12 protein-coding genes and 1 pseudogene are annotated in these 13,032 nt (G+C 27.3%); 12 read left to right on the forward strand and 1 reads right to left on the reverse strand.

Annotated features, from left to right (window positions below; all coding sequences use genetic code 11):
* The first annotated feature begins 16 nt into the window (after positions 1-16).
* Together I2E83_RS16935 and I2E83_RS16940 are read left to right on the forward strand one after the other, a co-directional pair.
* Positions 17-502, forward strand: a complete 486-nt coding sequence (locus I2E83_RS16935) for an AmiS/UreI family transporter (RefSeq protein WP_195262877.1) — start codon at positions 17-19, stop codon at positions 500-502.
* A 293-nt stretch (positions 503-795) separates the two neighbouring features.
* The gene (locus tag I2E83_RS16940) at positions 796-2,478 is read left to right on the forward strand and encodes a GH3 auxin-responsive promoter family protein (protein ID WP_195431210.1); all 1,683 of its coding nucleotides are present in this window, start codon (positions 796-798) and stop codon (positions 2,476-2,478) included.
* A gap of 155 nt (positions 2,479-2,633) precedes the next feature.
* On the opposite strand, the gene I2E83_RS16945 is transcribed toward I2E83_RS16940, so the two are convergent.
* Positions 2,634-3,173 carry a hypothetical protein gene (locus I2E83_RS16945; protein ID WP_195262879.1) on the reverse strand — a complete coding sequence of 180 codons (540 nt, stop codon included), beginning with the start codon at positions 3,171-3,173 and terminating at the stop codon, positions 2,634-2,636.
* A gap of 372 nt (positions 3,174-3,545) precedes the next feature.
* Here I2E83_RS16945 and fliB point away from each other — a divergent pair, with 372 nt between their 5' ends.
* The 10 genes and pseudogenes from fliB to I2E83_RS16995 all read left to right on the forward strand — a co-directional run bounded on the left by fliB (position 3,546) and on the right by I2E83_RS16995 (position 13,009).
* Entirely contained in the window at positions 3,546-4,694 is a 1,149-nt protein-coding gene (gene fliB, locus I2E83_RS16950; protein WP_195262880.1) for a flagellin lysine-N-methylase, read from the forward strand.
* A 91-nt stretch (positions 4,695-4,785) separates the two neighbouring features.
* A complete protein-coding gene (locus I2E83_RS16955; RefSeq protein WP_195262881.1) occupies positions 4,786-5,100 on the forward strand; it encodes a nucleotide pyrophosphohydrolase in 315 nt (104 codons plus the stop codon).
* 129 nt (positions 5,101-5,229) lie between these two features.
* Positions 5,230-5,461, forward strand: a pseudogene (locus tag I2E83_RS16960) (NUDIX domain-containing protein).
* 205 nt (positions 5,462-5,666) lie between these two features.
* Positions 5,667-6,827 carry a 5-bromo-4-chloroindolyl phosphate hydrolysis family protein gene (locus I2E83_RS16965; RefSeq protein ID WP_195431212.1) on the forward strand — a complete coding sequence of 387 codons (1,161 nt, stop codon included), beginning with the start codon at positions 5,667-5,669 and terminating at the stop codon, positions 6,825-6,827.
* Between the two features lie 27 nt (positions 6,828-6,854).
* Positions 6,855-8,000 (forward strand): toxic anion resistance protein, encoded by a 1,146-nt coding sequence (locus I2E83_RS16970; protein ID WP_195262883.1) that lies wholly within the window; start codon positions 6,855-6,857, stop codon positions 7,998-8,000.
* 401 nt (positions 8,001-8,401) lie between these two features.
* On the forward strand, positions 8,402-8,608 hold the full coding sequence (locus I2E83_RS16975; protein WP_195431215.1) for a hypothetical protein: 207 nt from the start codon (positions 8,402-8,404) through the stop codon (positions 8,606-8,608).
* 17 nt (positions 8,609-8,625) lie between these two features.
* The gene (locus I2E83_RS16980) at positions 8,626-9,066 is read left to right on the forward strand and encodes a DUF3237 domain-containing protein (protein WP_195262885.1); all 441 of its coding nucleotides are present in this window, start codon (positions 8,626-8,628) and stop codon (positions 9,064-9,066) included.
* A 49-nt stretch (positions 9,067-9,115) separates the two neighbouring features.
* Positions 9,116-10,081, forward strand: a complete 966-nt coding sequence (locus I2E83_RS16985; RefSeq protein ID WP_195431218.1) for an alpha/beta hydrolase-fold protein — start codon at positions 9,116-9,118, stop codon at positions 10,079-10,081.
* A 192-nt stretch (positions 10,082-10,273) separates the two neighbouring features.
* Positions 10,274-11,989, forward strand: coding sequence for an ABC transporter substrate-binding protein (locus I2E83_RS16990; protein WP_195262887.1), 1,716 nt, complete (start codon positions 10,274-10,276; stop codon positions 11,987-11,989).
* Positions 11,990-12,019: 30 nt separating this feature from the next.
* Entirely contained in the window at positions 12,020-13,009 is a 990-nt protein-coding gene (locus I2E83_RS16995) for an ABC transporter permease (RefSeq protein WP_195262888.1), read from the forward strand.
* The last annotated feature ends 23 nt before the right edge of the window (positions 13,010-13,032 follow it).

The following is a 13,032-nucleotide window of genomic DNA, read 5'->3' on the forward strand; positions in this document are numbered from 1 at the left end:
TAGGTTGTGAAAACATATGTTAGGAATAGTATTATTATATGTAGGAATAGTTCTAATAAATAATGGTATAAGCAGATTATACAATATAGATGAAAAATCAGCTGCTGTAATGAATATATTTACAGGTGCTTTAGCAGTAGTAATTGATACTGTAAATGTAATACAGGAAGATTACTATGCAGTAGGGACAGGATTATTATTTGGGTTTACATATTTATTTATAGGTATAAACGGTATATTTAAATTGGATAAAAGACCTTATGGTTGGTATAGCTTATTTGTAGCTATAAATACTATATCATGTGCATATCTAAGTTTTACACAAGATTTAGATTGGAGAATGGGGACTATATGGATATTATGGGGCATACTTTGGGCTACAGCCTTTATAGAAATAATTCTAAAGAAAAATCTTGGAAAGTTTGTCCCATATTTAGCTATATTTGAAGGAATTATAACTGCTTGGATACCTGGATTTTTGATGCTTGTTGAGAGGTGGTAATTCTAATGTAATATTGAATTTTCTGAATATATGCGTGATAAATTAAAAATATATTTAATTTATATAAAAATGAGCATATTATATAATTATATTAACTGATTGTATTAAATAATCTTTCACAATATAGAAATGTATTGTGAAAGATTATTTATTTTTATATAAGAAATTATAAGCTTTTCTGTACAATTAAGATTATTAACTATTAGCTAAAGAATAAAATAAGTACTTTATTAACATTTTTAAGTGGATTTCATATAATACTTATGCAAAACTATAATAGGATGTGTATAAATGTGTCCATAATAAGTAAGGTGCTTTATAGGACAATTATTGGTTGTGGAGGAGTCGTAGAAAGAAAATTTATTAAAGAAACTAAAAACTTTAAGAAAGTTAATAATGACTTGTTGTTTGATATTTTATCTAAAAATGCTAGTAGTGAAATAGGGGACAAATTTGAATTTAAAAATATACTTTCTGTAAGTGATTTTAAGAAAGAAGTCCCTTTAACTGACTATTTATATTATGATAATTATATTGAACGTATGGCTAATGGTGAAAAAAATATATTAACAACACAAAATGTTGAATATTTCGGGAATACTTCAGGAACTACAGGCAAACAAAAGTTAATTCCAGTAACAAAGTCTAGTAGAATGAAAGCTGCCAAATATATGGCATTATTGATAACTAGATTTTCTTATAATAATTTTAAAGAAAACTGGAATTATGGTAGGGGATTAATGATTGCAGATGTGGTTATGAATACTTATACTGATGGGGGAATACCCATTTGTTCAGCAACTTCAGGTGGTATAAATGGCATGAAAAGTTTTTTGCCATATTTATATACATCACCTTATGAAGTTATGAAAATTAAAGATAAGGAAGTATCACTTTATTTACATGTACTTTTTGGATTAATGGAGAAAAAGCTATTATATATATCTGGGATTTTTATTTCGAACATATTAGATTTATTAAGAGTCATGGAAAAAAATTCTGATAGATTAGTAAGAGATATTCGTAAAGGTAGAGTAAGCAAAGCATTAAATATTGATGAAGAAACTAGAAAAGCATTAAATAAATATTTATCTCCAAATGCTAGTAGGGCAGATGAATTAGAAAAGGAATTTAAAAAGGGATTTAGGGGAATTTGCAAAAGAATTTGGCCAAAACTTCAATATATAGCAGCAGTTACAGGAGCTAATTTTACAATTTATGATGAGATGGTTAATTATTATTCAGGATCAATTCCAATACACTCACCTTGTTATGCAGCATCGGAAGGTATTATAGGTATAAATCCATATGTTGAATATATAAGATATGTAATAATACCAGACACTGTTTTTTATGAATTTATTCCATCAGAAGAACTAAATGAAAGTAACCCAATGACATTTTGTGCAGATGAATTAGAAATAGGAAAAAGCTATGAACTTGTTATTACAACTTATACAGGTCTTTATAGATATAGGTTAGGTGATGTTGTTAAGGTAGTAGGTTTTTATAACAATTCACCTGAAATAGAATTTTTATATAGAAGAAATCAAGTATTAAACATGGTGTCAGAAAAAACAACTGAAGAGCATTTAACATCTGCAATAAGAAATACAAAAAATAAGCTTAAACTTAATTTAATAGATTATACTACAGTTGCTGATAATTCAAGAACTCCTGGTAGGTATCAATTTTACTTTGAAATCAAGGGGAATGTTACAAAGGAGTTAGTTAGAAATATTGAGATAACTTTAGATGAGGAGCTAAAAAATTGCAATTTAGCTTATAAGAGATTTAGAGGAAAAAGTGGACTAGCTAAACCAAAGGTAATAATACTTGAAGATGGAACATTTAATAAGGTAAAGGAATTTTTATTTATGAAGGGGATTTCAAAAAATCAAATTAAGATACCAAGAGTAGCTACCACAAATAAAAATGTTTTGAATATTATTGAAGGTAGTAAACTACATTATTAGAATGCTGATAGTATAAAGTTATTTCATATTTTGCATAGATATTTTAAATAAGGACTTTAGAGATTGTTTTAGGTTAAGGTATCTTTAAATAAAATTATTTTTAATAATTATAAATTATCAATAAGAGGATGTACCAAAATAAATGATACTTCCTCTTATTTTTCTTTTAATAAAGTTTTGATTTCAGTTAATTCTTTTGTTAATTCTTCTATTTGCTTTTCTAATTTTTCTATTTTAGATATGTTAATATCATTACTGTTTGAACTATTAGTACTAGAAGAAGCTGATGTGCTTGAAGTATTTCCATTTGTGCTTGTAGAATTATTACTACAAAAAGGATTACTAATATTATAATTTTTTGGGTCATAATATCTACCTGGCCCTGATTCGAAATATTGTTGTTGAGCATTAAATACTAAAATAACTTGACCAACTAATTCTAACCAGTTTCCAATAAGATTTTGAATATTAAAAGGAATATTTCCAGCGATTATATTACCAATTATTTCACCTATTATTGCAAAAAGTTCTGGTGGAAGAGTTTGGAATGGACCTGGTGGTATATCATTACATCCAGTAGTATTATTATTGTTATTGTTAGTATTATTGTCATTGTTAGTATTATTGTTATTGTTATTATTATAACCACAAGATCTTAATAAATCTTCAAAATTTCCCCAACCATTAAAATTCATATTTTACCTCAATAAAAGTGATTATATTTATTATATTAGATATCTACTGAAAAGTACTAGATTAATAATATTATCTTTCATAGAAGATTAAATAATATATATGAATATGATATTAAATTTGTATGTGTATCACAGATTAGCATAAGACAATGAATAAATGATATAATATTAAAATACTTATTGGGAGGAGATTACATTAATAAATTTTAGGTGATATTGCTGAGCTTAGCAATTAATTATGTATAAAATACATTTAAAATTATAAATAGCAGGAAGAAATCAAACAAAGGAGAGAGCTCTTAAAGCAATAAAGTTAAAAGAAGTCTATTACAATAAATACATCAAAACTAAATTTGAATTTGGAGTTATTATATGAAGAAAATAGAAAATATTTTGAAGATAAAAGAATATGAAAAATTTAAGTGTACAGCAGATAAATGTAGGTTCACTTGTTGTAAGGGGTGGGATATAAATGTAGATACTAACACTTATAATAAGTGGAGAGAAAAAGATGATCTTAATTATCTTTTAGATAATGTAAGGTTTATAAAAAGCAATGGAGAAAATAGCTATTTAATTAAGAAGGAAACAAAGGGAGCATGTCCTTTATTAAGCAATGAAGGGCTATGTAATATAGTTATAAATCATGGTGATGAAAATTTATCTTTAACTTGCAAGAACTTTCCTAGAATAGAAAATGAATTTGAAGATGTGAGAGAGCTTACTTTATCTTGCTCTTGTCCTGAGGTAGTTAACATAATTAGTGATATGAAAGAAAAGACGTATATAGAGTCTAATGATTCCCTATCTTATGTTGAAGATTTGGGATGCTTAAAAATAAGAGAGAGTTTAGTTAATATAATTCAAAAAGATGAAATAAGAATAGAAGATAAGCTTATCCTTTCCTATAATATGCTTTTTAATATGTTTGATAGTGATGATTTAACTTATGATAATTTAATAGAGTTTTTAGATAAATATAAATCTAGAAATTATATAAAAGAAGAATTAAATAAAATTAAAGACTATGAAAATAAAGAAAGTATAAAATATTTGAAAGAAATAAATTCATTATTTATAGATATAATAGAAAACTATAGAAATGTTTCTATTTTCAAAGAAGCGCTAAATGATATTTATAAATTTACTAAAGAAACTAATATAGAAAAGATTTTTAAGGATTGGAATGACTTTAAGGGTTTATTTAAAGAATATGATAAATTAATTGAAAACTGTATTGTATCAAAAGTTTTTAGTAGTTGTGTTAGTGAAGATTTAGAAGAAATGATTATTTCTTTTGAAATGATTATATTGGAATATTTATTTATAAGGCATGCTATATTTTTAAGATATTGTATTAATATAAAAGAAAATATTAGTAGCCAAGATGTAAAAGATTATATTGTAATTTTTTCAAGGATTATAGGTAATAACTCTGATGCAGTAATAGAATTTTTATTAGATATTTTTGGAAGTGAAATATTGGAATTTGATTATATATATTCATTAGTTGTAATTTAAATAGAAATAATTAAAAAAGTTATCAAAGAAAATCTTAATTTTGTATAAGTAAAAAAATAGTACACAAAGGTTAAGAAGGGAGATAATATAATTGGAAGAAATAAGAAAAAGGATAAGAAAATTTAGAGATGATAGAGAATGGTCACAATTTCATACACCAGCTAATTTAGCAAAGGCAATAAGCATTGAATCAGGAGAATTATTGGAGCATTTTCTTTGGGATGATAATCACAATAAAGAAGAAGTATGTGAAGAATTAGCAGATGTTATGATTTATTGCTTACATATGGCGGATTCATTAGGGGTTGATATAGAAGACATAATGAATAGAAAAATGGATAAAAATGAAAAGAAATACCCAGTAGAAAAAGCTAAGGGAACAAGTAAAAAGTACACGGAACTTTAATTTGTAGGGTCTAGATGGTAACTTAGTATAATATTTACTTGTGTTATTTGAAAATTATTTAAAGTAAAATGTAGTTATCATAATTAAATTTGTGGTAACTACAAATATTTATAAGAGGAAATGGAAGATATGAAGGTAATAGAAGTTGTTGCAGCAATAATAAAAAAAAGAAGATAAGATATTTATAACGCACAGAAGCTATGATGAGTTTAAAGATATGTGGGAATTCCCAGGTGGAAAGATAGAAAATGGGGAATCACAAGAAGAAGCATTAATACGAGAAATAAAAGAAGAATTATCATCACAAAATTGGGTTCCTGCAGATGTGGAGGTAGTTGAAATGCTAGTAGGAGTTTATTAAGTTAATATTATTAGGGAAAAATCTATGATAGTACTTATATGCTAGTATAGTTTTTTATTTTAATATTTATAACAATATACAATTGTTGTAAATTGTAATTGTTTTAATAATAAGATATAATAAATCTAAAATATTATAATAAAGAAATGAATAATATAACTACGAATTTATCTTAATTATAATAAAATAATCAGGAGGCAAGACCATGGATAGGAAGGATTTTTCTGATTTAGAAGACCAAATTGTATCTACAGTAAAAAGTGCACTTGATGCTATAGATTTTGTCAATTTAAAAAAGGATATTAGTAATAAAACAGAGGACACTTTAAATGAATTTAAATCAAAGCTAAAAGAATATAATGACAAAGTAGAAAGTAAATATAGAGTTTTAAATAAAAAGCCTAAAAATGATATATCAGCATATATTAGCAAAAGGCCAGCTGGAACTGTATCAGGAATTATTTATACTATCTTTGGATTAATAGGAAGCTTAATTTTTGGATTTTTAGTATTGATGTGTTTAATATTTATGTCCTTTTTTACTAAGGTTATAGCCGATGCTTTTGTTGGATTTACAGTTATATTTATATTCTTTGCAATAAGCCTAGTGTTATTATTAAGAGGAATAAATATAAGGAAAAGACTTAGAAGATTTAAAAAGTATGTAAGATTTATTGAAGATAATAGTTATTGCTTAATTAAAGATTTAGCTAGATTTGCAAAAGAAAAAGAATCCTTTGTTATTAAGGATTTAGAGAAGATGATTAATTTAGGTATGTTTTTAGAAGGGCATATCGATGAAGAAGAAACTTATCTTATGTTAAATGATGATGTTTATGGAGATTATTTAAATCTAAAAAAACAGCAAATAGCTAAAGAAGAATTAAATAAAAAAGAAGAATTAAATAAGAATATAGATGATTCAGAACAAGAAGAATTAAATTCTACAATTGAAATGGGAAGGGAATATATTGAACAAATAAAAAATACAAGGAATGTGCTTTATAAAGAGGAAATAGCCATAAAGCTTGATAAATTACAAAACATTGCAAATGAGATTCTTAATTATGTTGAAAAAAATCCTAAGAAGATTCAAGAAGTTAATAAATTTATAAATCATTATCTTCCTATTACAATTAAACTTATTAACTCTTATAAAGATTTAAGCAATCAATTAGTTCAAGGTGAAAATATTAAAAATGCTAAAGTAGAAATTGAAAAAAGCATAGATATTATAGAAACTGCTTTTGAAAATTTATTAGATGATTTATATGAAGATGTTGTTTTAGATATTTCTACAGATATATCTGTTCTTAAGACTTTATTTAAACAAGAGGGGTTAACAGAGGAAGATTTTAAGAAATAAGCTTAAAGTAAAAGGGAGGAATTTAAAATGAGTGATGAATTTAAGGAACCTATTAGTATAAAACCAGAATTGACATTTGAAGCATTTCAAGATGAAGCTCTTGATGTGCAAGTAAAGGAAGAAAAAGTAGAAGAAAAAATAATTGAGGATATCAATTTAACAGAAGAAGAAAAAAGGATGGTAGATCAATTTGTAGAGAAGATAGAAATAAATAACTCAAATTCTATCTTACAATATGGAGTAGGAGCTCAAAAGAAAATTTCTGATTTTTCTGAAACAGCATTAAATAATGTGAAAACTAAAGATTTAGGGGAAGTTGGAGATATGCTTTCCAATGTAGTTCTTGAGTTAAAGAACTTTGAAGAGTCAGAAGAGAAAAAAGGTATTTTAGGTTTCTTTAAAAAAGGCAAAGATAAGATTAATCAAATGAAAGTAAAATATGATAAGGTAGAGGATAATATAAATAAAATGTGTAATGTCCTTGAAAAGCATCAAATACAGCTTTTAAAAGATATTGCTATGCTAGATAAGATGTATGAAATAAATAAAGTATATTTTAAAGAACTTTCTATGTATATATTAGCTGGAAAAAAGAAGCTTCAAATATTGGAAAAAGAAGAGCTGCCTAAACTACAAGAAAAAGCAAAAAATAGTGGTCTTCCTCAGGATGCTCAAGAAGTAAATGACTTTATTTCACTTTGCAATCGCTTTGAAAAGAAAATTCATGATTTAGAATTAACAAAAATGATTTCTCTTCAGATGGCTCCTCAAATTCGTTTGATTCAAAATAATGACTCATTAATGTCTGAAAAAATACAATCAACAATTGTAAACACTATTCCACTTTGGAAAAGTCAAATAGTTTTAGCTCTTGGAGTTGCTCATTCTACTAATGCTGCAAAGGTTCAAAGTGAAGTAACGAATATGACAAATGAACTTTTACGTAAAAATGCAGAAATATTGAAAACTTCAACTATAGAAACAGCCAAAGCAGCAGAAAGAGGAATTGTTGATATTGATACTCTTAAAATGACTAATGAATCATTAATTTCAACTCTTGACGAAATACTTAATATACAAACAGAAGGACGCCAAAAGCGTAGAGAAGCTGAGTTAGAATTAAAAAATATTGAGGATCAATTAAAAAATAAACTTTTAGATTTTAAATATTAATGTAGTTAGAAAATTAAGTGAAAAAGTTTTTGAAAATTTTAAGATCTATAATAAAATAAAAAAATTCAGTAGCGAGAAAGTATAAATTCAGGTAGGATTTGCACTTTCTCTTTTTTATTCACAAGAGCATAGGAATATAGTGGTGGTAGCTTTCTATTTAGCATTCTATTGGTGATAAATAGAATATTAGGAAATAAGTGTTGTATTATGATTGTTAAATTATAAACTGAAGAATATAATTAAAGTGTTTGAAAATTTAATAATAAAGGGTTGAGTTTATGAAAATATGTATATTTAAGAGGGTATTCACTCGAGTGATGGCAATAAAATGTAAAAAGATAGGGGGATTTACGGGGGTTATTTCTGTAAATATAATTTCTTCAGTATAAGGTAATGAAGTTATGTCTATTATCATTAAAAATGACAATGAATACAAAGGCTCGGATGGGATTGGTAAAAAGCGAGATTACTCAAAACTTTCAAAAGAGGAAACAAGAAATTATGTTAAAGAATCAGTATGTGAAGAAGAGAAGTATTATAAAGTAATAGGAACATTAAGTAAAGGCTTTAAATTAATGTTTATATTTTTTATACATAATTATAAATAAAAGGGGAGGAATTAAAAATGTTTTTAGAGGCTGATTTAGCTATGGAATTAGAGGTTGAAATTACTAATTCTATGACTGTAGGTAATGGATTAAATGGATATCTTAATATTATTCCAATTACAGGAGGAACTTTTAAATGTTTAAATAATGATGGAGTATTTGTAATGGGTAAAGTATTACCTGGTGGTGCAGATTGGAATACAAGAAAAAGTGAAACTTTATCACATGCTTTTGCTAAATATACAATTGAAACCGAGGATAATATATTTATATCTGTTGAAAATGAAGGCTATCTAGATGACATGGCGAGGGGGAAAATTATTAAGACTGTACCTAAATTTAAAGTTGATGAAAATAGTAATTACAGCTATTTAAATACTGGGGTATTTGTTGCTTCATTGGATGTAAACTTTTTTGAAAAAAGTATTGTGTCAATAAAGGTGTATAAACTTAGATAAATAAATTATAAAGGATATAAGCAAAAAAATATAATGAGAGGAAATTTGTATGGGTAATGATTATTATGAAATAATAAAAGATTCATTAAAGGATAAGGATTTTAAAATTCTTCCAGAGGAATATAGAATTGAGAATAAAAAACAGGGGAGTATAGAAAGGTTAGAGTATAAGGTAGAAGACTTAGAAAAGAGTAATAATATTAAACACTTGAATCTGTATCTTCCATATGGATATGAAGCTACAGATAAGAATAAAAAATATAATGTTCTATATCTAATGCATGGTGGTGGAGAAGATGAGAATTTACTATTTGGAGGGCCTGGTAAAAATACAGAGTTAAAGAATATATTAGATAATATGATTGCTAATTGTGATATTAAACCTCTTATTGTAGTTACACCTACATTTTATGGTGTTAAAAATGATTTGAAAAATGATGAAGAACTTTGTCATGTTGAAACAATTGATCATCCACTTCCTATAATTGAAACTAAATATTTTCATAATGAATTGATTAATGATCTGATTCCATTTGTAGAAACTAAATATAATACTTATACATCATCAGCTAATAAAGAGGACTTGAAGGCGTCGCGTGAACATAGAGCTTTTGGTGGATTTTCTATGGGTTCAGTTACTACTTGGTATGCATTTATAAACTGTCTAGATTATTTTAAATATTTTATACCATTAAGTGGTGACTGCTGGGCATTAGCTCAAAAAGCCGAAGGCAATATGGCAAAAGAAACAGCTGAATACTTAGCAAAAGTTGCAAAAGATTCTGGCTATGCTCCAAAGGACTATTATTTACTTTGCGCTTCAGGAGATTTGGATATTGCTTATCCTAATATGAAGCCTCAAATAGATGCTATGAGAGAATTAAAGGATAGTTTTATTTATTCATCAAATTTGAAAGAAGGAAATTTTTATTTTATTGTAAGTAAGGGAGGCATACATAATTGGCATTGGATTAACCAATTTATTTATAATATACTTCCTGATTTATTTAATTAATATAAAATATCTAGAATCTATATAGGAAAATATCTAGAATCTCTAGGGTGTTTTTATAAATAGTTTTGATATAAAATTTATCATAGTAGTACCTCTTGAAAACGATTTAAAACGAATTCAATGTAAAGGTATACTGATAAATTGTTAAATATCATAAAAGTTAATTACAAAAATATTTAGGGGGATGAGAGTATGAAAGTCAAAAAAATCATTAGCCTTATTTGTACAGTGGTTGTTGCTACAGGACTATTAATAGGCTGTAAATCAAGTGGAGGAGATAATGGCAAAGGTGGAGAAAATGAAAAACCAGTAGTATTAACAACTTTAGCGGAATCTTCACAAGGATGGGTAAGAAACTTTAATCCATACAATAAGCCAACTCAATTTATTCAAGGATTTATGTACGAGCCATTAGTTATTTTTGATGCAAATAATGGTGGAAAAGAAGTAATGTGGTTAGCTGAAGATATTAAAAGTGAAGAAGATAACAAAACTCTTATAGTAAAATTAAGAAAAGATGTTAAGTGGAGTGATGGAGAAGACTTCAATGCTGATGACGTTGTATTCACATACACTTATTCAAAAGATAAACCAGAGATAGATACAAGTGGTAATTGGAACGGAGATAATCCAAAGTTACAATCAGTTGAAAAGGTAGATGATTATACAGTTAAAATTGTAGTTTCAAAGCCTAATGTGTTTAATAGAAAAGATATATTTACACAAACTTGGATGGTTCCAGAGCATATATTCTCTAAAATTTCAGATCCAGCAACAGCAGTAGTAGAAAATCCAGTCGTTACAGGATCTTTCTCAGAAGTTAAAGATTTTACTCCTGAAATGGTTGTTTTGGGAAGAAACAAAAATTATTGGAAGGCTGATGATTTAAAAGTAGATGAATTAAGAATACCACAATTTGATGGAAATGATGCTGCCTTAGCATTATTAGAAGAAGGAAATATTGACTGGGCTTATATTATGATTCCAGATATTGAAAACACTTATGTAAAAGGTGATGCTCATAAAAAATATTGGTACGGCAAAAATGATGGTTTAAGATTAAGCTTTAACTATATGACTAAAAATGAAAATAATAAGAAAGCTTTTGAATCAGTAGATTTTAGAAAAGCTGTATCTTTAGCAACTGATAGAAAAACTATTAATGATTCTGCAGCATTTGGTTACTTAAGTGATGAGGTACCATCAGTTACTGGATTACCATCAATGTTGTCATCTTATATAAATAAAGAAGCAAAAGCACTTTCAGATCCATATACTAAATTTGATTTAACTGAAGCAGAAAAAATTCTTGATAAAGCAGGTTTTGTAGATAAAGATGGAGATAAATTCAGAGAAAATCCAGATGGAACTCCAATTAAATTTGAAATAATTTCACCAGCAGGTTGGGCAGATTGGAACGCAGGAGCACAAATAGTTGCAGAAGATTTACAAAAAATTGGTATAAATGCTACAAATGCACCTAAAGAGCTTGGAGTTGTTACTGAAGCATGGGGAACTGGTGACTTTGATATGTTGTATACAGCTTATGGACAAAATACAAATATATGGAAGTATTACTTTGATACAATTGGTGATCAATCAAGATTCTTAACAAGTACTTGGTGGTCAACTTGTCAAAATAATTATAAAAATGATGAAATGACAGCTTTAATAGAAGAGTTACCAATAGCAACTGAAGAAAGACAAGCTGAAATAATTGAAACAATTGAAAAATTCTTTGCTGAAAATATGATTAGTGTACCAATATTATTCAATGGTAAGTGGAATGTTTATAGTGATGCTAGATTTACAGGTTGGACAACAGAAGAAGGCAAAGGTCCAGACCCAGCTAACTGCATACATGACTCTAAAATACTACAATTAATGGAATTAGAGCCAGTAAAATAAATTATTAAGTAATATTAGAGGAGGAGAAAGATGAAATATATTTTAAAACGATTATGGTTTTATTTTATGGCATTTATTGGAGCATTTACGCTAAACTTCTTTCTTCCTCGTCTTATGCCAGGAGACCCAGTCCAAATGAGATTAGGAGAGCTTGCACAACAAGGTGGTAAAGTAGATCCAGCCACTATACAAGCTATTGAAAAAATGTTTGGAATTAATAGCAATGAGCCTTTAATAGTAACTTATTTTAGAAACTTTGTTGATATATTAAAAGGTGATTGGGGAGTTTCCTTTACAAATAACCTATATCCTGTTACTGAGGTAATAAAAAGACCATTAGGATGGACAATATTTTTATGTGGAACAGCATTAATATTATCATTTATTATTAATACGGCTTTAGGTATATTTGTTGCATGGAGAAGAGGAAGTAGATTAGATACAACGTTAACAGTTGGTGGACAAATTATGGCAAATATTCCTGCTGTAATTATTGCATTAACTCTAAGTTATACATTGGCTTATACTGGAGTTTTCCCTAAGGGGTATGCAGTAACTCCATTATTATATGCCAAAGGTTTTGAATATATTAAGGATGTTTCCTATCATGCCTTCTTGCCAGTAACTGCTATTATTTTAAGTGGTTTTGGTGGAATAATGGGTATGAGGGCTAATATGATAAATCAATTAGGTGAAGATTATATAGTGATGGGAGTTGCAAAAGGCGTTCCTGATAAAAAGATTATGTTTAAATACTGTGCAAGAAATGCTATGTTACCAGTAGTAACTTCATTTGCAATGTCAGTTGGATTTTTACTTGGTGGGCAACTACTTATTGAGAATATATTTAACTATCCAGGATTAGGAAAGTTAATGATTCAGGCTATTAATGGTAGAGACTATCCATTAATGCAGGGTATTTTACTTATGACTACTATTTTGATGCTGTCAGCTAATTTTATTGCAGATATGAGTGTTTTTCTTCTTGATCCAAGAATTAGAAGACAATCAGGAGAATAATTATAAGGAAGGTATGAGGTTGC

This window comes from Clostridium sp. D46t1_190503_E9 (assembly GCF_015555225.1).
In the GTDB taxonomy this organism is placed as follows: Bacteria; Bacillota; Clostridia; order Clostridiales; family Clostridiaceae; genus Clostridium.

Excerpts from the sequence above, each read along its gene's own strand:
- I2E83_RS16990 (WP_195262887.1), top strand. The coding sequence starts at position 10,274 with ATGAAAGTCAAAAAAATCATTAGCCTTATTTGTACAGTGGTTGTTGCT.
- fliB (WP_195262880.1), top strand. The coding sequence starts at position 3,546 with ATGAAGAAAATAGAAAATATTTTGAAGATAAAAGAATATGAAAAATTT.
- I2E83_RS16985 (WP_195431218.1), top strand. The coding sequence starts at position 9,116 with ATGGGTAATGATTATTATGAAATAATAAAAGATTCATTAAAGGATAAG.
- I2E83_RS16945 (WP_195262879.1), bottom strand. The coding sequence starts at position 3,173 with ATGAATTTTAATGGTTGGGGAAATTTTGAAGATTTATTAAGATCTTGT.
- I2E83_RS16995 (WP_195262888.1), top strand. The coding sequence starts at position 12,020 with ATGAAATATATTTTAAAACGATTATGGTTTTATTTTATGGCATTTATT.
- I2E83_RS16965 (WP_195431212.1), top strand. The coding sequence starts at position 5,667 with ATGGATAGGAAGGATTTTTCTGATTTAGAAGACCAAATTGTATCTACA.
- I2E83_RS16980 (WP_195262885.1), top strand. The coding sequence starts at position 8,626 with ATGTTTTTAGAGGCTGATTTAGCTATGGAATTAGAGGTTGAAATTACT.
- I2E83_RS16935 (WP_195262877.1), top strand. The coding sequence starts at position 17 with ATGTTAGGAATAGTATTATTATATGTAGGAATAGTTCTAATAAATAAT.
- I2E83_RS16970 (WP_195262883.1), top strand. The coding sequence starts at position 6,855 with ATGAGTGATGAATTTAAGGAACCTATTAGTATAAAACCAGAATTGACA.
- I2E83_RS16975 (WP_195431215.1), top strand. The coding sequence starts at position 8,402 with ATGTCTATTATCATTAAAAATGACAATGAATACAAAGGCTCGGATGGG.